Source organism: Coprococcus sp. AF51-11b1, assembly GCF_027682785.1.
GTDB lineage: Bacteria > Bacillota > Clostridia > Lachnospirales > Lachnospiraceae > Allocoprococcus > Allocoprococcus comes.
Window position 1 is genome coordinate 139,099 of the sequence record NZ_JAQCZB010000001.1, and the last position, 18,168, is coordinate 157,266.

Here is an 18,168-nt window from a genome sequence, read left to right on the forward strand (position 1 = left end):
CATAACTCATACAATTCCAAAATCTCCGCAGTACTCAAATGCATTTTTCCGCAAAGAAATCTTATTCCCCGCGATTCCTATTACATCGAAGCGGCATGGTATCTCTGTGCAGCCGTTCTTCATCAGATAATAAACGGCCGCTCCGGACAGGCGCATCTGTTTGGGCACAGATACCGCCTCCAGAGCAGCCGAAAGCCCTCCTGTTTTGCGAAATTTCACCTCACAAAAGACCAGATATTCTCCGTCTTTTGCAACAATGTCAATCTCCGCATAACGGCAGCGGAAATTATACTCCAGTATCCGATATCCTTGCTTTTCCAGAAATTCACCTGCTATTTTTTCATATTTTGTACCGGTCCTTCGCCGGTTTTTTTCATTCTCCAATCGCCTTTTGGATCTGATCTTCTACCTGTTCTGACGGATTTTTATACGAAGTGTCCGATAAAACTTCTTCTGTGGATCGGTGTCGGTCCAAGCGTCTGAAGCGCTTTGATATGTTCTGCTGATCCATAACCTTTGTTGGACGCGAATCCATATCCCGGAAGTACCTTATCATACTCTTCCATCAGACGATCTCTTGTTACCTTTGCCACAATACTTGCTGCAGCGATTGATACGCTTTTCGCATCTCCCTTGATGATTGGAACCTGTGGAATCACAACCTCCGGAATGGTAACTGCATCATTTAAAAGCAGATCCGGCTTGACTTTCAAATTGCCAATCGCCTGACGCATGGCTTCGTAAGTTGCCTGCAGAATATTGATCTCGTCAATCCTTGCAGGGGAAGCCATCCCGAGACCTACCGCAACTGCTTTGTCCATGATCTCATCATAAAGCTCATCTCTTTTTGCTGCGGAAAGCTTCTTGGAATCATTTATATAAAGGATCTCGCACTCTTTGGGCAGGATCACGGCTCCTGCAACCACCGGACCCGCAAGTGGTCCCCTTCCCACCTCGTCAATTCCACAGATAAACGCATAGTCAGCATATTTTTCTTCGTACTGACGCATTTTCGCAAGGCGCTCTTTTTCGGCAAGCAGCTTTTCCTTCTGCTTTCTGTACTTTTCCAGAAGCTTTTGCACACCAGCTCTGTCATCCGGCGCATAGACCTTCATCAGCTGCTCCCTTTCGGCATCCTCTGCCATTTTTAAACGGCTGTCGATCTCTTTGATACTTTCTTTACTCATGCTTTATCACTCCGATTTTGTTGAACGGATAAATTCTTACCCAGGCACGCCCGATCAGCATATCACGGGTAAGTACACCCACACTTGCTACACGACTATCCGAGCTGTGATTCCGGTTATCTCCCAGGACAAAATATTCATCATCTCCCAGTTTAATCGGCTCTGCTGCAATTCCCGGATCTTCCATCACCTCTGCACCATAATGTTCATCCAGCTTTTTGCCATTAATATACATATATCCATCGATCACCTGCACAGTCTCACCGGGCAGTCCAATGATACGTTTGATATAATAGGTATTCTCTGCATGCTGGTAAGGGAATACAATAATATCATATCTTTCCGGATCGCGGAGGCGGTAGCTGAGCTTATCCACGATCAGGTTATCTCCGTCTGAAAGTGTCGGCTCCATTGAATGACCGTCTACTTTTGTGCGCTGTCCGACAAAGGTGACGATCACCCATGTCAGCAGAACAATGACCAGAAGATACAGAAGAGTTCCTCCCAGTGATCTCCATATACTCTGCTCCTGCTCCGGGGCTTCTTCCTTGTTGTCTTCCTTACTCATTTGTATACTCCTTTACAAATTCAAGTGTGATCCTTCCGAGTCTTCCATTTCGGAAATCATCCAACAGCATACCAGCTGCTTTTGCGGTATCTAATTCATTTCCACGCACCAGACAATGGCGGCTCTCAGCAATTGCTTCCAATACACTGTAGCTGTTCTGCTTTTCGTTGATCGTATATTTCTCAGCAAGAACACCCGGATAAGCATCCTGCATAAAGCTGATCAGCTCCGCCGCAAGCTCTTCCAGATTCATGATCTCATCCTTGATCGACCCGATAAATGCAAGGCGCAGTCCCACCTGCTGGTCCTCAAACTTCGGCCAGAGAATTCCCGGTGTATCGAGAAGCTCTACGTTCTTGTTTAGACGGATCCATTGCTTTCCTTTGGTCACACCCGGTTTGTTACCGGTCTTTGCACAGGCTTTTCCGGCAAGTGCATTGATAAAAGTAGACTTTCCGACATTCGGGATTCCGACTACCATCGCACGGACCGGACGGTTCAGAATCCCTCTCTTACGGTCACGCTCTGTCTTTTCTTTACATGCTTCCTGGATTACTCCCTGAATAGACTTAATCCCACCGCCTTTACGGGAATTAACCTTAACTGCCGAATATCCTTTTCCGCGGAAATAGCCGATCCACTCTTCTGTCTGCTTCTCATCTGCAAGATCTGCCTTATTGAGCAGGATCAGTCTTGCTTTATTCTTTCCAAGTTCATCGATGTCCGGATTCCGGCTGCTCATCGGAACTCTTGCATCAACCAGTTCGATCACAAGATCGATCAGTTTGATATTCTCCTGCATCATCCTTTTGGCCTTTGTCATATGCCCCGGATACCATTGAAAATTCATCCAGTTTCCTCCTTCTATTTACCAAGCAGTCCGAAACGGTCTTTCGGGGAAAGGATAAACCATACTTTCCCTTCAATCTCGGAACGCTTTACATTTCCAATATCAGCCATCCGGCTGTCTTCACTGCTCTCCCGGTTGTCGCCAAGGACAAAATACTCATCTCCACCGAGAACGATCTTCTCACTGGCAATACCTGTATCTGCAATTGCAGTAGTCTCATACTTTTCATTCAGCTTTCTGTTGTTGATATAAATCTCTCCATCCCTGATCTCAACACTTTCGCCCGGAAGTCCGATAATCCTTTTAATATAGGAATGAAGGTTCTCATTCCCCTTTGGTTTGAACACGATAATGTCTCCACGCTTCGGTGTACTGGCATCATATACGATCCGGTTTACCAAAACCACATCCCCATTCCGAATCACCGGGTTCATGGACTCTCCGATATTACTGATCTGATGCCCGAAATACCACACAAACACAAATGCGCACAGGCAGACGAGCACAATTTGGAATACCCATCCAAATACTTCGGGAATCCATTTCAAATTGATATGTTTTCTATGCTTTCTGTCAAATCTGAGTTCTTTTCTTTTTCTATGTCTCATCTGTTATCATATCCTATATTAGCAAAAGGGACAAGTACCTGTCGTATTTGTCCCTCTTTAAGCATTTACTATTTTACTAATTCTTTAACTTTTGCTCTCTTACCTACACGATCTCTTAAGTAGTTCAGTTTTGCACGTCTTACTTTACCTTTACGAACAACTTCTACTTTTTCAACGTTTGGTGAGTGAAGCGGCCATGTCTTCTCAACGCCGATTCCGTTAGAGCTCTTTCTTACTGTAAATGTTTCTCTTGCTCCGCCGCCCTGTCTCTTTAATACAGTACCTTCGAATACCTGAATTCTCTCACGGTTTCCTTCTTTGATCTTACCATAAACTTTTACAGTATCTCCTACGTGGAATTCCGGAGCATTTTCTTTTAACTGAGCTGCTTCAATGTTCTTAATAATTTCGTTCATGTGTGAACCTCCTTCATATTTTGACGTTCTTAATACGCTTTTCTATCGTATCAGAGGACCATCTCTGTTTTCATCACAACGTGCTATATATTAACACATTATTCTTCATTTTTCAAGTCTTTTTCTCGATTTTCTATAATCTCTTCTGCAAGTTCTCTTTCTTTCATGGTAAGCTCTGCGTCTTCCAGAAGGTCCGGACGCCATTTTGCAGTACGGATCACTGACTGCTCTCTGCGCCATTTCTCGACATTGGCATGATGACCGGATAAAAGGATTGGTGGAACCTGCCTGTCGTGCCAGATCTCCGGTCTGGAATACTGCGGATATTCCAGGAGATTGTCCTGAAAACTCTCAAATTCGGCAGATACATCATTATGCAGAACACCCGGGATCAGGCGGGATACCGCATCCACGATCATCATTGCCGGAAGTTCACCGCCTGTCAGTACATAATCGCCGGCTGACACATAATCCGTTACGATCTCCTCCAGCACACGTTCATCGATTCCTTCGTAATGTCCGCACAAAAGCACCAGTTCGTCTTCTTTCGCAAAATCTTCTGCCATCTTCTGGTTAAACGGCTTCCCCTGCGGGGAAAGATAAATCACACGTGGTCTCTTTCCTTCCGGGAGGGCTGCTTTTTCCTGAATGGCAAGATAGGTCTGGTAAACCGGCTCTGCCTGCATCAGCATTCCTGCGCCGCCGCCATACGGATAATCATCCACACTGCTGTGCTTGTTAAATGCGTAGTCCCGGATATTCCAGGCTTCAATCTCAAGAATTTTATTCTTCACGGCTCTTCCGATAATACTGGTTTCCAGACCGTTCATCACCATCTCCGGAAAAAGCGTCATGATATCAAATCTCATATTGTTCTCCTACTATTCTGTCGCTTAAATCAGTCCGTCCATCAGATGAACAGTCATTTTCCTATTCTCAGTATCTACATCCAGAATACAGTCATGGATTGCCGGAAGAAGCACCTCTGTGTGCGCCTCTGTCGATACCACATAGACATCATTCGCACCGGTTTCCATAATATCTTCCAGGACACCGAATTTTTCACCGTCCTCAGTGTAGACATCCATGCCAATGATATCTGCCATGTAATACTCATCCTCTTCCAGTTCCACGGCATTCTCACGAGATACAAGAAGCGGCATCTTTCTGTATTTTTCAATATCATTTATGTTATCGATCCCTTTGAACTTCAGAATCACATACTGTTTAAAGAATTTTACACCTTCAATTTCAAGGGGAATCTGTTCTTTTCCTGTATCAAGAACCACATCTTTCAGAGCACGGAAGCGGTTTGGATCATCCGTTGTCGGAAATACTTTAACTTCACCTTTGATTCCGTGGGTAGATGTGATCACGCCAACTTGCAGGTAATCATTTTGTTGCATACTTTGTCCTTTCTTAGCATAAGATAAACTTTACACCGAAAAATTCTGTTTTAGTCTTTTGAAGCGACTTTTTCTCCATCCCCAGATACAGTGAATCTGTCATTGGCAGCTTCACTTGCATACTAAGGCATGATAAAAAACGCAGATAAAAATAAATTTACCTGCGTTTTATTTTTATGCTATTGCATAATTTCAACCACGACTTTTTTGTCTTCTTTGGCCGCGGCTGCCTTTACAACGGAACGGATTGCTTTCGCAATTCGGCCTTGCTTACCGATCACCTTTCCCATATCATTATCTGCGACATGTACTTCGATCACGGTAGTCTTGCCTTCCTGTTTTTCCGTAACCACGACGCCTTCAGGATTGTCCACAAGTGCTTTCGTAATTACTTCTACTAAATTTTTCATCACTCGCACCTCCGCGAAGCAACCTATTTTTCAATACCTGCTGCCTTAAAGATTTTTCCAACTACTTCTGTAGGCTGAGCACCGTTGTTTAACCATTTCTTAGCTGCTTCTTCATCTACTTTGAATACGCTAGGATCCTGAGTTGGATCGTATGTTCCGATTTCTTCGATGAATTTTCCGTCTCTTGGTGATCTAGAATCAGAAACAACGATTCTATAGAAAGGAGCTTTCTTCTGTCCCATTCTTCTTAATCTGATTTTTACTGCCATTTTACTTTCCTCCATAAAACAATTTGTATTTATAATAGTTTATCTATATATCACGCATGGTCTGCGGAATATATCTCCTTTAGAAAGGCATCTTGAACTTGCCTTTTTTACCTTTCCCGCCCATCATTCCCGGGAAAGACTTCATCATCTTGCGCATCTGCTCGAACTGCTTCATCATCTTGTTGACTTCCGAAATGTCAACTCCGGCTCCTGCTGCGATTCTTCGCTTTCTCTGCGGAGTGATAATGTCCGGATTCTGACGTTCCTTGATCGTCATGGAATAAATGATTGCTTCGACTCTTGCCATCTTCTGTTCCGCATCATCCGCATCAATATCGGGCATCTTGCCTTTACCAAGACCACCCATGCCGCCAAGTCCGGGAAGCATATTCATGATACTTCCAAGACCGCCCATCTTGCGCATCTGTTTCATACTTTCCAGATAGTCCTCAAAATCAAACTGCGACTTTTTGAGTTTTTCTGTCATCTTACGTGCCTGTTCTTCGTCGATCTCTTCGCCGGCTTTCTCGATCAGGCTGAGTACATCCCCCATACCAAGGATTCTGGAAGCCATACGATCCGGATAAAACTGCTCCAGATCTGATAATTTCTCACCCATACCCACATAAAGGATCGGGCATCCGGTGACTGCCTTGATTGAAAGTGCCGCACCACCTCTGGTATCGCCGTCAAGCTTTGTGACGATTACTCCATCTATACCAATCTTCTCATTAAAGTTCTCTGCAACATTCACGGCGTCCTGACCGGTCATTGCATCGACAACGAGAATACTCTGATGAACCTCGACCGTGTTCTTAATCTCCTGCAGTTCTTCCATCATCTCTTCATCAATATGAAGACGTCCTGCAGTATCCAGAATAATCACATTGTTGCCATTCTTTTCAGCATGCTCCAGTGCTGCTTTAGCGATATTTGCCGGTTTCTGGTTATCTCCCATGGAGAACACTTCCACACCTTGCTTCTCTCCGTTGATCTGCAACTGTTTAATAGCTGCAGGTCTGTAGACATCACATGCTACCAGAAGAGGCTTCTTACCTTTCAGCTTGAACTTTCCTGCAAGCTTTGCTGTGGTCGTTGTTTTACCTGCTCCCTGAAGACCCATCATCATAATGACCGTCTTCTGGCTTCCCGGCTGGAATTTAATCTCCGTTGTCTCAGAGCCCATCAGATTCACCAGCTCGTCATTCACGATCTTGATCACCATCTGTCCCGGATTCAGTCCGCTCATCACATCCTGTCCGACTGCACGCTCCTGCACACTTTTTACAAAATTTTTGACAACTTTGAAGTTAACATCTGCCTCCAGAAGAGCCATCTTAACTTCACGCAGAGCCGCTTTTACATCATCTTCTGTAAGTCGTCCCTTGCTTCTTAAATTCTTGAATACGTTCTGAAGTTTTTCTGTCAAACTGTCAAATGCCATGTTATAACTCCTCTATGATCTCTCCCGAAAGCTTTTTCACTTTCTTTATCAATTCTTTTTCGTCCTGCTCTTCATAATTCTCAAGAAGCAGATCGATCTCATGGACTTTTTTTTTCACAGACATGAACTTCTCCACCAAATGCAGCTTCGCTTCATAATCCTCTAGACTCTTGTTACAGCGCCGGATCATATCATGAACACCCTGTCTGCTGATCCCCGCATCTCTTGCAATCTCGCTGAGCGAATAATCTTCAAGAACTGCCTGTTCATAAATCTCTTTCTGATGTTTTGTCAAAAGCTCACCATAAAAATCATATAATAATGTCTGCTTTAAAATCTCGTCCATCACTTATCACCTGTGCTATCATATAACAGATTTTCATTGGTGTCAAGTATTTTTTCTTGACATTCAAGAAGTTTTTCTACATGCAGGTTCCCATGTCCCTGTCTCTGGTCATAATACCTGCCCTTTTCACAGGAATTCCACAGTCTGTATTTAAGTTCCAGATTACACATATCCGGGTATTTCTGCAAAACCAGAGCCGCTGCCCCGGACACTACCGGAGTTGCCATAGAAGTCCCGGTTTTCGGAATATAGGCATAAGGGCTCCGCACCGGATACAGGTAATTGCAGGAATAGATCCGATTCCCCGGCACGGCAAGATCCGGTTTTTTAATACAATCTCCGGTCGGCCCACAGCCGGAATATTTCTTTCCCAGTTCTTCATCCGCCCCAACTGTGATCACCTTCCGGCTGTTTCCCGGTATCGTGACGCTCCCTTCCTTGGGTCCTTTGTTTCCTGCCGCCGTTACGACTACCAGACCGGCATCCCAGAGCCGTTCTACCCAGAACAGGAACAATTCATCTTCCGGATCCTTCTTATGAGGAAGAGTTCCAATCGAAATATTGACGATCCGGATCTTCATTTCCTTTTGTTTTAACAACACGTACCGGATCCCGTTTATCACATCCCGGATTTTTCCACCACCTCTCTGATTCAGCACCTTGACAGCAAAGATCTGCGCCTCCGGTGCCATTCCGCTGTACAGGCCTCTTCCGCTTTTTCCATTTCCGGCAAGAATTCCTGCCACATGGGTTCCGTGTCCGTTGTCATCATATATGGTTTTCTTCCCCTGTACACAGTCCTTCCATCCCACGATGCGGCCGGCAAGATCCGGGTGCTGTGTGATCCCTGTATCCAGAACGGCACAAACGACGCCCTTTCCAGTGATTTTGTTACGCATTGTATCCGAACACCAGTAGTGGATTTTCCGTTTCAAATCTTTCATATTTAAAATATCCTTTTTCTATTAGAATATTCTTTCCGAAATCAGATGCCAATTTCTTCAGAACTTTTTTGAAACACTGACATGCCTCCTTACATATGATGAAGTGTAAAGAAACCTTACTGGAGGCTATCAAATATGAGTGAATTAAGTGCAACAAACTGCGGATGTGGAAATTCTATGGATAACTGTGGATGTGGCTGCGGAATGTCTTCCTGCGTATGGATCATTCTTCTCCTCTGCTGCTGTGGTGGATGGGGACGCAATGGCGACGGATGTGGATGTGGAAATGACAGCTGCCTGTGGATCATCCTTCTTCTCTGCTGCTGTGGCGGATTCGGTAACGGATTCGGCAACGGATGCGGTAATGGATGCGGATGTGGAAACGGCTGTGGCAACGGCGGATGTGGCTGCTAGTTACGAAACTCAGATCTTATTCGTTCAGACAGACCAGAGGCGGGGCAAATTATATCCCCGCCTTTTTTATGTTTTGTTTTTGCGCTTCTCCTGTTGCTTTTCGTGTTCCTCTTCCGGCTCCTTTTCCTTTTTCTTTCGCAAACATTCTTCATCCACTTCGTAGATCGCATTCCCATCAATAATAATCCGGCTGCTCATTTAACAAAATCCTTCCATTAGTTCTTCCTTTGCTTTATTATATGTGGATCTCATATTTTCCGTCTTCTTTACATATATATTTATAACGCTGAACCGTGGAGGACATATGGAAAAGAAACCGCCCCTTGTCATGACGCCATTTGACGAGTCTCTCACGAATGATTTTCTACAACTTGTCAAAATCATTCTTCCCTATCTGCCCGATCACGTTCAGCGTATAGCTGGCATTTATGTGAAACTTACGGAACTTATGAATGCCTTTTACTGTTTCCAACCTCCTTATTATCATAATCGCAGAGGGCGGCTACGAAAGCAGGAGAAAGATCCGGGCAGCATGTTTGAAGCAGTTGTACCCTATCTTTCTCCTGAAAAAAGAGAAATGTTCGATTCCTTTTCCGGAATATGGCAAATGATGGAAATGATGAAAGAGATGGACTTTGGAGATCCTGCAAATATGGCAGATATGATGAATGGATTTCAGGCAGCACAGGATATGACGGATATGATGAGTGGATTTCAGGCAGAAAGGATGGATGAAAATGAACGAATGGATGGAGCATCCGGATCTTGCGAATCTGGATCCGCTGAAACAGGAGCTGATCCGGACAGCAGCGTTGAAAGCCGGAGGCAAAAACGGGAAAGCACTGGTCCCGGTGATGATGTCACTGATCACCGGTGCGAATAAACGGGGAATCCGGTTTACCCCTGATGAGATTTCGCTGATTCTTTCAGCGATCAAAGAAGGGAAAAGCAAACAGGAGCAGGCACAGATCGACCAGATGGTGCAGATGATCCGGACAATACAGGCAGGAAAACAGCCACCAAGATCCGGAAGGCAATAAAAATTGCCTTGCCCGACAATCAATGCTATAATGAACGGCAGAAATGCACTTCAGGAGGCGCTTATGACAACGATCAAACTTACCATAGAATACGACGGAAGCCGCTATCCGGGCTTTTCCACAAAGAAAAAAAGCACCAGTATCGAATCAAAGCTTACACTGGCGATCAGAGATGTAACCGGACAGTCCACACAGCTTTTTGCTGCCGTAAAGACGGAACCGGGTGTTCACGCAACACACCAGATTGTAAGTTTTCAATTAGAAAAAGAATCTTTTTCAGACAATACAGAACTGTTAAAAATGAAATTAAACGCAGCTCTTCCGGCGGATATTGCAGTCACCTCGCTGGAAATCGCAGATGAACGTTTTGTGGCTTCTCTCGCGGTAAAAAGCTGTACCTATACCTGCCGGATTGCCACAGATCCTGCCGCAGCATTATTTTCCCGTCCGTACACCTGTGTTGTAACCGAGTCTCTTGACCTGGAATCCATGCAGCAGGCAGCGCAGCTTCTTACCGGTACGCATGACTTTGCCGCATTTTCAAACGGACGTACCAGAAAAAGTACAGTGCGCACTGTAGAAACGATCAAAATTAACCGCGAAAACCAACTGATACAGATTCAGCTGACTGCAAATAGTTTTCTCCGGCATATGCCGCAGCTTCTTGCCGGTACCATTCTCACAGCTGGAAAAGAAAAAAAGACAGACGGAACTACGCTGACTCTCGCTGGTGTAGAATCAGCAGCTCCTGCCTGTCCTTCGCATGCATTCACCCTGACGGATGTACAACTCCGTTAATCTATCCTTCGATGATCTTCACATAAAAGGTACGGTTTCTTGGTCCGTCAAACTCGCAGAAATACAGATCTTGCCAGATGCCAAAGACGATCTCTCCATCATGGATGATCAGCGTCTGTGACGGTCCGACCACCGTCGTCTTCATATGTGCATGCGAATTTCCTTCTGCATGCTGGTAGAAGAACTGTTCTGCCGGAAATACTTTTTCAAAGCCACACAACATATCATGCACCACATCCGGATCTGCATTCTCATTGATCGTAAATCCGGCTGTCGTATGTGGTGAGAAGATCACAGCAATTCCTTCTCTTACACCGCTTCTTTCGATGTCTTCCCTTACCATTTCTGTTACCTTTGTCATTTGCTGCGATGCGTTTGTCGCAATCTGATGTTCGTACAGATGCATATGCACACCTCCTTATTTTTCCAGATAAGCTTCGAGTCTCGGAAGCTCTTTTTTCATCATTTCATAGCCATGATCGTAGAAAGCCATCAGCTTATCATAATCTTTTTCCAGTCTGGATACCGGCTTCATTTCCGGGCGAAGGACGAAGATATTTCCTTCTTTTTCCAGCTTTTCTATGTATTCTTCTGTCCGGTTATACATCACCGGTCTTCGGATACAGGTGCGGACAAGTGCCGGATATTTGCTGTACATCTTCCGGTATAACTTACCGACCGCTTTGGAAGTTGGTTTTTTACGGTAGCCTTCCGGTCTCGTCAAAATGAGAACTATTTTTTTCAATCCCTTTTCCTGCACATGCTTTACCGGAATGGAATCGGCAAGTCCACCATCCAGATACGGAATCCCGTCTATATTTACGATTGGACATACAAGTGGCATACTGCTGCTGGCGCGGCAAATCTTCATCAGCCGGTCACTGTCGTTCTCTTCGGTCATATATTCGGCATTTCCCGTAAGACAATTGGTTGTCACGATCTCACAGGTCATTCCATTTGAAAAATAAGTATCAAAATCAAACGGAAAGAGTTCATTCGGATATTTATTGAATATCATATCCATATCCAGAAGACTTCTTTCTTTTACGAAATCTTTAAGTCCGTAATAATAGCTGTATTCCTTTCCTCTGTGGATCATACAGTCCCTTGTCCGGCCGATCTGCTTTGAGACATAATCGACTGCGTTACAGGAACCTGCCGATACACCGACCACGTATGAAAAATACAGATCTTTTTCCATCAAATAATCCAATGCGCCGGAAGTAAATACACCTCTTGTTGCACCGCCTTCCAACACCAGTCCTGCTTCTGTCAAAACACTCGCTCCTTTCGTCCTACCATGCTGTATATTTCGTGTATGATTTATAAGTATACCACAAATTCTTCCTTATGTTAATGCTTATTCTCTTGCGAAAATTGTGCAGTCATGTTACCATAATGAACGTAATGCAAAAATTGAAACGATAATTCTATTTGAATAAGGAGAATTTTTATGATTAGTACAAGTAATATCACCCTCCGCGTAGGGAAGAAAGCCTTGTTTGAAGATGTAAATATCAAATTTACAGAAGGCAACTGCTACGGTCTGATCGGAGCGAACGGAGCCGGAAAATCTACATTTCTTAAGATCCTTTCCGGGCAGCTTGAACCGACCAGCGGAGAAGTCATCCTCACACCAGGTGAGCGTCTTTCTTTCTTGCAGCAGGACCACTTCAAATACGACCAGTATCCGGTTCTCGATACCGTAATCATGGGAAATGCCCGTCTTTACGAGATCATGAAGGAAAAAGAAGTGATCTATGCCAAAGAAGATTTCACAGACGAGGACGGGATCAAGGCAAGTGAACTGGAAGCAGAATTTGCAACCCTGAACGGATGGGAAGCAGAATCTGATGCCGCATCTCTTCTGAACGGACTTGGAATCGAGACAGAACTTCACTACAATATGATGAGCGAGCTGACCGGTGCACAGAAGGTCAAAGTCCTTCTTGCACAGGCACTTTTTGGTAATCCGGATATTCTTCTTCTGGATGAGCCTACCAACCACCTGGATCTGGATGCGATCGCATGGCTGGAAGAATTCCTGATCAACTTTGACAATACCGTTATTGTTGTTTCCCATGACCGTTATTTCCTGAATAAGGTCTGCACACAGATTGCCGATATCGATTACGGTAAGATCCAGCTCTACGCCGGTAATTACGACTTCTGGTACGAATCCAGCCAGCTGCTGATCCGTCAGATGAAAGAAGCCAACAAGAAAAAAGAAGAAAAGATCAAGGAGTTACAGGACTTTATTTCCCGGTTCAGCGCCAATGCGTCCAAGTCCCGTCAGGCAACTTCCCGTAAGCGCGCCCTGGAAAAGATCCAGCTTGATGAGATCCGCCCATCCAGCCGTAAATACCCTTACATCGATTTCAAACCGAACCGCGAGATCGGTAATGAAGTTCTGATGGTCGAAGGCTTATCCAAAACCATCAACGGGGAAAAAATCCTGGACAATCTTTCCTTCACACTGAACCGGGACGACAAAGTTGCATTTGTCGGTGGAAATGAATTTGCCAAAACTGTTCTCTTCCAGATCCTGATCGGAGAAATGGAGCCGGATGAAGGTACTTATAAATGGGGAATCACCACTACACAGGCATATTTTCCGAAAGACAGTGGAAAAGAATTTGACAATGACGATACCATCGTAGAATGGCTGACTCAGTATTCGGAAGAAAAGGATGTTACCTATGTACGAGGTTTCCTTGGAAGAATGCTTTTCGCCGGCGACGACGGTGTAAAGAAGGTTAAAGTTCTTTCCGGTGGGGAAAAGGTACGCTGTCTGTTATCCAAGATGATGATCTCCGGTGCCAACGTACTGATCCTCGACGAGCCTACTGACCACCTGGATATGGAATCCATCACTGCACTCAACAATGGAATGAAGAAGTTCCCTGGCGTACTTCTGTTCTCTTCAAGAGACCACCAGATCGTTGAAACGACAGCAAACCGTATTATGGAAATCCTTCCGGATGGTTCAATGATCGATAAGATGACAACTTACGATGAATATTTGAAAAATAATATTGGAGCTTCTAAGAGACAGGCAATCCTGGATCTGAATACAGAAGAACAGGATGACTAAGAATTTATCTTGTCGGTACATTTGTGCTGATGTATAATAAATCAGGACTAAAACTCAGGTAGTCCCCCCGAACAATTGAAGTTCGGTCCGACACCCAAGTTTTAGTCCTTTTTTATCTTTTTATATTCTTTTTTTGCTCTATATTACAGGCTTCCAACAAACCGCTCAAATGCTGCCCTGCCTTCTTCTGTCTGCTTATAAACACCAGCATCTTCCAGCACCTGGTTAAACACCTGTCCGATTTCCTCATGGAGAATGTCCATAATATTTTCTTTCGTAATGTCTGTATATTTTGGAAGGAATTCTTCTACCCAGTCTGCATGCTTTTCAAGCACTTCATTGCTGCGGATGTCCTTTCCTTCAAGGATTGCATCTGCAAGCTGTTCCATCTCACTTTTCAGTCTTGACGGCAGCACTGCAAGTCCCATCACCTCGATCAGACCAATATTCTCTTTCTTGATGTGATGTAATTTTGCATGCGGATGGTAAACGCCAAGCGGATGTTCTTCTGTCGTAATATTATTTCTGAGAACAAGATCCAGCTCAAAATACCCATCCCTGATTCTGGCGATCGGAGTGATCGTGTTGTGCGGTTCTCCGTTCGTCTCGGCAAAGATAAATGCTGCTTCGTCTGTATAAGATCTCCAACACATTAAAATATGGTCAGCTGCGCTGATCAGACGTTCTTTGTCTTTGCACTGCAGACGGATAACAGACATTGGCCATTTTACCATTCCGGCGCGCACATCTTCATACCCCGGAATCACATATTCTTTAATAACCGGAGCTTTTGCCATTGCAAATTCATGATTTCCACCCTGGAAATGATCATGGCTTAGGATCGATCCTCCTACGATCGGAAGATCTGCATTGGAACCAACAAAATAGTGTGGAAACTGGCTGACAAAATCCAACAGCTTTGCAAAGGTTGCACGCTCAATTTTCATCGGCACATGCTCTCCGTTGAAAACGATGCAGTGTTCATTGTAATACACATACGGTGAATACTGGAATCCCCAGTCTTTTCCATCGATCCTGATCGGAATGATCCGGTGATTCTGTCTTGCCGGATGATTGACGCGACCGGCGTAGCCTTCATTTTCCTTACACAGCTGGCATTTCGGATAACCGCTCTGCGCGGCATTTTTTGCTGCCGCGATCGCTTTCGGATCTTTTTCCGGTTTGGACAGATTGATGGTGATCTCCATCTCCCCATATGGTGTCTCTGTGATCCATTTCTGATCCTTTTTAATCCGGTATCTTCGGATATAATCGCTGTCCTGACTAAGCTTGTAAAAATAATCGGTCGCCTTTTTCGGTCCTTCCTGATACAGTTCATAGAATTTATGGCTTACCATGCTCGGCAGCGGTACCAGTTTTCCCATGATTTTTGTATCAAACAGATCCCGGTACACGATTGAATCTGCAATCAGTTCTTTTTCCACTGCATAATCTGTAATCTCCTTCAGAATCTGTTCCAACTCCTCTGCACCTCTGCTTCCTAGTGTCTCCTCGTAAGACTCCAGCCCAAGTGCCTCTAAAATCTGATTGGTAACAAATATTTTATCTTCCGGTGCTACAAGCCCCGTATCTAATCCATACTGTACCAGTTCTGTAATTGCCTGATCGATCATTTTTCTTCCTCCAAATCTTTTTGCTCGTCTTATATCCATCCGTTTTCAATGCGGCACATTTTTACACCGAATCCTTTATTTATTCAGATAGCAAACTAAAATCTGTATTTATGTCTAACCTTGACAGCTAGCATATTTTCGTTTACGCGATTACTTTCATTCCGCCATATTTACGAACCTTTAATACGTGGCAGGATCCTTCTCCAAATACTGCATCCAATGCTTTTCTGTACTCTTCTACAAAATCATTCTTCACAAATGCCTGAATGGTTCCGGCAAATCCGCCTCCATGCACACGGCATACTCCATGGTTTCCGAGTACATTTTCGCTGACTGCAAGGGCAATGGATACTGCCTGGTTCTGCACGTCACGGTTAGTATATACATTCTGAAGATATTTGAAAGAGGAATCTCCAGATGCTTTTATCATATTAAGGAAATCTTCAAATCTTCCTTCGCGAAGGGATGCAACCTGTGCTGCAACTCTCGCATTATCACCGAAGAAATGCATAGCCCGAAGCACCGGACGGTCTCCAAGCTTCTCGCGGAGTGCCGGGATCGCTGCAAAAAATTCTTTTTCATCTACGTCACGGAGAACTTCTTTTCCAAAATATGTTGCAATAGCTTTCATATCCGCCGGAATCTGTGCATAATCCGGTGTCAGATCCTGATGAGAACCTTTGGTATCTACGATGCACAGACTGCATGCATGATTTTCAAAATCTACATCTACTTTTTCTACAACCGGAGCCTTTGGATCTTTGAAATCAATGTGGATCAGTCCACCAACCGCGCAGGCTGTCTGGTCCATCAGACCACTTGGCTTTCCAAAGTAAACATTTTCAGAATACTGACCAATCTGTGCAATCTCTACCATGCTGATCTGCATATCGTTGTAAAGTCCGGAAACAATGGTTCCAATGATTGTTTCAAATGCAGCAGACGAGGAAAGTCCTGCTCCGATCAGCACATCACTTGTCACATAAGCATTGAATCCACCAATCTTGTATCCGCGTTCTTTCAGTCCTGCAAGTACGCCACGGATCAGTCCGATAGATGTCCCTTCTTCTTTGTCAACCTTTTCTACATCATTCGCATCGATAACGATCATATCATATCCTTCAGATACCACACGGACGGTCATATCTTCATTTTTATTTACAATTGCGATCGCATCCAGATTAATAGAGGTTGCAAGCACCATTCCGTGTTGATGATCTGTATGATTTCCACCAACTTCACTTCGTCCCGGTGCGCTGTATACTTCTACTTCTCTGTCCCCATACAATTTCTGATACTCTGCCATCGCTTTTACATAGCGTTCTTCCTGATGTGCAATCACACTTTCATCAATATAAATATCTTTTAATGTATCACGGTACACGCCCTGTTTCATTTCTTCCATAAGTTTTGTAAGCTGTTTCATCTTCATTTCCTCCAAATACATTTTCGATTCTGCTTTGATAATTGTATTATAAAATATATTTAGTAAATTTGCAATATATATTTACTAAATATTTTAATAAATTTACTAGTGAATTTTTGTACAGTTCTACATAATTCTTTCACTTTCCATTTTTTTACTCCTCTGTTATAATAGAAGAATCAGAAATTTTTTAACAAGGGGGCCGCTTATGGCAACAATCAAAGATATTGCTTCTGCTGCCGGTGTTTCTGCCGCAGCAGTTTCACGTATACTGAATAATGATGAGACGCTCAATGTCTCACCGGAAACCCGACAGAAAGTACTGGATACTGCAAGAGAGCTGCATTATGTAAAGCGCGGACGTCCTTCTGTCAAATCACTTTTTACCCTTGGGATCATTCAGTGGTTCTCTTCCCAGCAGGAACTGGAGGATAATTATTATCTTCTGATCCGTCAGGGAATTGAAGATTACTGCCTCTCACACAATATCCAGATCGTGCGTACCTACAAAAGCGACATCAATTACATGGACGTTCTGAAGGATGTAGACTGTCTGATCTGTATCGGCAAATTCAGTCAGGAGGAAATTTCTTATCTGTATGAGATGAATTCGTGCATCCTGTTCCTGGATATGCCGGTAAACGATGACCGGATTTCCACAATTATTCCGGATTTCGGTGAAGCAGTTACAGAGGCTCTGGATTATCTGACCGGGATCGGGCATCGGGAGATCGGTTTTTTTACCGGAAAAGAATATATCGGCGAAAATCATCTCTATCCGGATTACCGGAAAAAAGTCTTTATTGATTACTGTGATGCACACGATCTAATTTATGAGCCTTATATCCAGGAGGGTGTCTTCCGGATTTCTTCCGGTTATGAGATGGCATGCAATCTGATTAACGGCGGCAAGCTGCCGACGGCGATCTTTGCAGCAAGTGATCCGATCGCTTTTGGTGCGATCAAAGCCTTTACCGAACACGGGATCCGTGTTCCGGAGGATATTTCCATCGTAGGCTTTGATGATATCAATATGGCACAGTTTTCTGCTCCACCGCTGACAACGGTCAGTGCGCCAGCTTATCATATGGGAATGTACGGAGCTTCTATTCTGCAGCATCTCCTGAGGGAGCATCCGGGACCTGCACTTAAGATCAAACTGCCGTGTAAGCTGATTGTCCGAAATTCGTGTAAAGCGATTGAAAAATAGCTCATATCTGTCTAAATATACCAATGAATTTTATCTAACATCAAAAAGCTCCCATCCGGAGAAGAAATGAGTTATAATTAGCTCACATTTCTCCGGATGGGAGT

24 protein-coding genes are annotated in these 18,168 nt (G+C 44.1%); 6 read left to right on the top strand and 18 right to left on the bottom strand.

Translation table 11 applies throughout. The features are described 5' to 3' along the window. Positions 1–6: 6 nt before the first annotated feature. The 13 genes from PGY05_RS00660 to PGY05_RS00720 form a co-directional block, all read right to left on the bottom strand. Positions 7–384 (bottom strand): YraN family protein, encoded by a 378-nt coding sequence (locus PGY05_RS00660; RefSeq protein WP_022220621.1) that lies wholly within the window; start codon positions 382–384, stop codon positions 7–9. Between the two features lie 41 nt (positions 385–425). Continuing rightward, positions 426–1,187, bottom strand: a complete 762-nt coding sequence (locus tag PGY05_RS00665; protein WP_118219058.1) for a ribonuclease HII — start codon at positions 1,185–1,187, stop codon at positions 426–428. Next, positions 1,180–1,755 (bottom strand): signal peptidase I, encoded by a 576-nt coding sequence (gene lepB, locus PGY05_RS00670; protein ID WP_270475148.1) that lies wholly within the window; start codon positions 1,753–1,755, stop codon positions 1,180–1,182. Before lepB (PGY05_RS00670) ends, PGY05_RS00665 begins: the two co-directional genes overlap by 8 nt. Next, the gene (gene ylqF / locus PGY05_RS00675) at positions 1,748–2,605 is read right to left on the bottom strand and encodes a ribosome biogenesis GTPase YlqF (protein WP_008370590.1); all 858 of its coding nucleotides are present in this window, start codon (positions 2,603–2,605) and stop codon (positions 1,748–1,750) included. The genes lepB (PGY05_RS00670) and ylqF overlap by 8 nt, the downstream gene beginning before the upstream one ends. Before the next feature lie 14 nt (positions 2,606–2,619). Next, positions 2,620–3,213: a signal peptidase I gene (gene lepB / locus PGY05_RS00680; protein WP_008370592.1), complete on the bottom strand. Its 594-nt coding sequence runs from the start codon at positions 3,211–3,213 to the stop codon at positions 2,620–2,622. A 68-nt stretch (positions 3,214–3,281) separates the two neighbouring features. Then, the gene (rplS, locus tag PGY05_RS00685; RefSeq protein WP_008370594.1) at positions 3,282–3,629 is read right to left on the bottom strand and encodes a 50S ribosomal protein L19; all 348 of its coding nucleotides are present in this window, start codon (positions 3,627–3,629) and stop codon (positions 3,282–3,284) included. A gap of 98 nt (positions 3,630–3,727) precedes the next feature. Next, the gene (trmD, locus tag PGY05_RS00690; protein ID WP_055157163.1) at positions 3,728–4,498 is read right to left on the bottom strand and encodes a tRNA (guanosine(37)-N1)-methyltransferase TrmD; all 771 of its coding nucleotides are present in this window, start codon (positions 4,496–4,498) and stop codon (positions 3,728–3,730) included. A gap of 24 nt (positions 4,499–4,522) precedes the next feature. Further along, positions 4,523–5,035, bottom strand: a complete 513-nt coding sequence (gene rimM / locus PGY05_RS00695) for a ribosome maturation factor RimM (RefSeq protein WP_008370599.1) — start codon at positions 5,033–5,035, stop codon at positions 4,523–4,525. Between the two features lie 179 nt (positions 5,036–5,214). Next, on the bottom strand, positions 5,215–5,445 hold the full coding sequence (locus tag PGY05_RS00700) for a KH domain-containing protein (protein WP_008370600.1): 231 nt from the start codon (positions 5,443–5,445) through the stop codon (positions 5,215–5,217). Positions 5,446–5,468: 23 nt separating this feature from the next. Further along, positions 5,469–5,714, bottom strand: coding sequence for a 30S ribosomal protein S16 (rpsP, locus tag PGY05_RS00705; RefSeq protein ID WP_022220623.1), 246 nt, complete (start codon positions 5,712–5,714; stop codon positions 5,469–5,471). 79 nt (positions 5,715–5,793) lie between these two features. Further along, the gene (gene ffh / locus PGY05_RS00710; protein ID WP_008370602.1) at positions 5,794–7,158 is read right to left on the bottom strand and encodes a signal recognition particle protein; all 1,365 of its coding nucleotides are present in this window, start codon (positions 7,156–7,158) and stop codon (positions 5,794–5,796) included. A gap of 1 nt (position 7,159) precedes the next feature. Beyond that, the gene (ylxM, locus tag PGY05_RS00715) at positions 7,160–7,504 is read right to left on the bottom strand and encodes a YlxM family DNA-binding protein (RefSeq protein WP_008370603.1); all 345 of its coding nucleotides are present in this window, start codon (positions 7,502–7,504) and stop codon (positions 7,160–7,162) included. Continuing rightward, positions 7,504–8,448: a S8 family peptidase gene (locus PGY05_RS00720; protein ID WP_270475149.1), complete on the bottom strand. Its 945-nt coding sequence runs from the start codon at positions 8,446–8,448 to the stop codon at positions 7,504–7,506. The genes ylxM and PGY05_RS00720 overlap by 1 nt, the downstream gene beginning before the upstream one ends. A gap of 135 nt (positions 8,449–8,583) precedes the next feature. Between PGY05_RS00720 and PGY05_RS00725 the strand changes: the two genes are divergently transcribed. Beyond that, on the top strand, positions 8,584–8,862 hold the full coding sequence (locus PGY05_RS00725; protein WP_022220624.1) for a hypothetical protein: 279 nt from the start codon (positions 8,584–8,586) through the stop codon (positions 8,860–8,862). 66 nt (positions 8,863–8,928) lie between these two features. On the opposite strand, the gene PGY05_RS00730 is transcribed toward PGY05_RS00725, so the two are convergent. Beyond that, positions 8,929–9,060 carry a hypothetical protein gene (locus tag PGY05_RS00730; protein ID WP_270475150.1) on the bottom strand — a complete coding sequence of 44 codons (132 nt, stop codon included), beginning with the start codon at positions 9,058–9,060 and terminating at the stop codon, positions 8,929–8,931. Between the two features lie 402 nt (positions 9,061–9,462). Here PGY05_RS00730 and PGY05_RS00735 point away from each other — a divergent pair, with 402 nt between their 5' ends. The 3 genes from PGY05_RS00735 (at position 9,463) to PGY05_RS00745 (ending at position 10,700) form a co-directional block, all read left to right on the top strand. Next, positions 9,463–9,597, top strand: coding sequence for a hypothetical protein (locus PGY05_RS00735; protein WP_270475151.1), 135 nt, complete (start codon positions 9,463–9,465; stop codon positions 9,595–9,597). Between the two features lie 2 nt (positions 9,598–9,599). Continuing rightward, positions 9,600–9,902 (top strand): hypothetical protein, encoded by a 303-nt coding sequence (locus tag PGY05_RS00740; protein ID WP_195368524.1) that lies wholly within the window; start codon positions 9,600–9,602, stop codon positions 9,900–9,902. A gap of 63 nt (positions 9,903–9,965) precedes the next feature. Then, complete coding sequence (locus PGY05_RS00745) at positions 9,966–10,700, top strand: tRNA pseudouridine synthase A (protein ID WP_270475152.1); 735 nt, start codon at positions 9,966–9,968, stop codon at positions 10,698–10,700. A gap of 1 nt (position 10,701) precedes the next feature. On the opposite strand, the gene PGY05_RS00750 is transcribed toward PGY05_RS00745, so the two are convergent. Both PGY05_RS00750 and PGY05_RS00755 read right to left on the bottom strand, forming a co-directional pair. Further along, complete coding sequence (locus PGY05_RS00750) at positions 10,702–11,106, bottom strand: secondary thiamine-phosphate synthase enzyme YjbQ (RefSeq protein ID WP_008370619.1); 405 nt, start codon at positions 11,104–11,106, stop codon at positions 10,702–10,704. Between the two features lie 12 nt (positions 11,107–11,118). Beyond that, a complete protein-coding gene (locus PGY05_RS00755) occupies positions 11,119–11,976 on the bottom strand; it encodes a patatin-like phospholipase family protein (protein WP_118219050.1) in 858 nt (285 codons plus the stop codon). Positions 11,977–12,153: 177 nt separating this feature from the next. On the opposite strand from PGY05_RS00755, the gene PGY05_RS00760 reads away from it, so the two are divergent. Next, the gene (locus PGY05_RS00760) at positions 12,154–13,794 is read left to right on the top strand and encodes an ABC-F family ATP-binding cassette domain-containing protein (RefSeq protein WP_117558663.1); all 1,641 of its coding nucleotides are present in this window, start codon (positions 12,154–12,156) and stop codon (positions 13,792–13,794) included. Between the two features lie 143 nt (positions 13,795–13,937). Here PGY05_RS00760 and galT read toward each other — a convergent pair whose 3' ends face one another. Together galT and PGY05_RS00770 are read right to left on the bottom strand one after the other, a co-directional pair. Further along, positions 13,938–15,428, bottom strand: a complete 1,491-nt coding sequence (galT, locus tag PGY05_RS00765) for a UDP-glucose--hexose-1-phosphate uridylyltransferase (RefSeq protein WP_334304101.1) — start codon at positions 15,426–15,428, stop codon at positions 13,938–13,940. A gap of 142 nt (positions 15,429–15,570) precedes the next feature. Then, complete coding sequence (locus PGY05_RS00770) at positions 15,571–16,854, bottom strand: galactokinase (protein WP_022220631.1); 1,284 nt, start codon at positions 16,852–16,854, stop codon at positions 15,571–15,573. Between the two features lie 208 nt (positions 16,855–17,062). Here PGY05_RS00770 and PGY05_RS00775 point away from each other — a divergent pair, with 208 nt between their 5' ends. Beyond that, positions 17,063–18,064, top strand: coding sequence for a LacI family DNA-binding transcriptional regulator (locus PGY05_RS00775; RefSeq protein WP_270475154.1), 1,002 nt, complete (start codon positions 17,063–17,065; stop codon positions 18,062–18,064). Positions 18,065–18,168: the final 104 nt, after the last annotated feature.

Bases quoted from the DNA above. Each gene is read 5' to 3' on its own strand.
- PGY05_RS00665 (WP_118219058.1), bottom strand. From the start codon at position 1,187: ATGAGTAAAGAAAGTATCAAAGAGATCGACAGCCGTTTAAAAATGGCA.
- lepB (WP_270475148.1), bottom strand. From the start codon at position 1,755: ATGAGTAAGGAAGACAACAAGGAAGAAGCCCCGGAGCAGGAGCAGAGT.
- ylqF (WP_008370590.1), bottom strand. From the start codon at position 2,605: ATGAATTTTCAATGGTATCCGGGGCATATGACAAAGGCCAAAAGGATG.
- lepB (WP_008370592.1), bottom strand. From the start codon at position 3,213: ATGAGACATAGAAAAAGAAAAGAACTCAGATTTGACAGAAAGCATAGA.
- rplS (WP_008370594.1), bottom strand. From the start codon at position 3,629: ATGAACGAAATTATTAAGAACATTGAAGCAGCTCAGTTAAAAGAAAAT.
- trmD (WP_055157163.1), bottom strand. From the start codon at position 4,498: ATGAGATTTGATATCATGACGCTTTTTCCGGAGATGGTGATGAACGGT.
- rimM (WP_008370599.1), bottom strand. From the start codon at position 5,035: ATGCAACAAAATGATTACCTGCAAGTTGGCGTGATCACATCTACCCAC.
- PGY05_RS00700 (WP_008370600.1), bottom strand. From the start codon at position 5,445: ATGAAAAATTTAGTAGAAGTAATTACGAAAGCACTTGTGGACAATCCT.
- rpsP (WP_022220623.1), bottom strand. From the start codon at position 5,714: ATGGCAGTAAAAATCAGATTAAGAAGAATGGGACAGAAGAAAGCTCCT.
- ffh (WP_008370602.1), bottom strand. From the start codon at position 7,158: ATGGCATTTGACAGTTTGACAGAAAAACTTCAGAACGTATTCAAGAAT.
- ylxM (WP_008370603.1), bottom strand. From the start codon at position 7,504: ATGGACGAGATTTTAAAGCAGACATTATTATATGATTTTTATGGTGAG.
- PGY05_RS00720 (WP_270475149.1), bottom strand. From the start codon at position 8,448: ATGAAAGATTTGAAACGGAAAATCCACTACTGGTGTTCGGATACAATG.
- PGY05_RS00725 (WP_022220624.1), top strand. From the start codon at position 8,584: ATGAGTGAATTAAGTGCAACAAACTGCGGATGTGGAAATTCTATGGAT.
- PGY05_RS00730 (WP_270475150.1), bottom strand. From the start codon at position 9,060: ATGAGCAGCCGGATTATTATTGATGGGAATGCGATCTACGAAGTGGAT.
- PGY05_RS00735 (WP_270475151.1), top strand. From the start codon at position 9,463: ATGGCAAATGATGGAAATGATGAAAGAGATGGACTTTGGAGATCCTGC.
- PGY05_RS00740 (WP_195368524.1), top strand. From the start codon at position 9,600: ATGAACGAATGGATGGAGCATCCGGATCTTGCGAATCTGGATCCGCTG.
- PGY05_RS00745 (WP_270475152.1), top strand. From the start codon at position 9,966: ATGACAACGATCAAACTTACCATAGAATACGACGGAAGCCGCTATCCG.
- PGY05_RS00750 (WP_008370619.1), bottom strand. From the start codon at position 11,106: ATGCATCTGTACGAACATCAGATTGCGACAAACGCATCGCAGCAAATG.
- PGY05_RS00760 (WP_117558663.1), top strand. From the start codon at position 12,154: ATGATTAGTACAAGTAATATCACCCTCCGCGTAGGGAAGAAAGCCTTG.
- galT (WP_334304101.1), bottom strand. From the start codon at position 15,428: ATGATCGATCAGGCAATTACAGAACTGGTACAGTATGGATTAGATACG.
- PGY05_RS00770 (WP_022220631.1), bottom strand. From the start codon at position 16,854: ATGAAACAGCTTACAAAACTTATGGAAGAAATGAAACAGGGCGTGTAC.
- PGY05_RS00775 (WP_270475154.1), top strand. From the start codon at position 17,063: ATGGCAACAATCAAAGATATTGCTTCTGCTGCCGGTGTTTCTGCCGCA.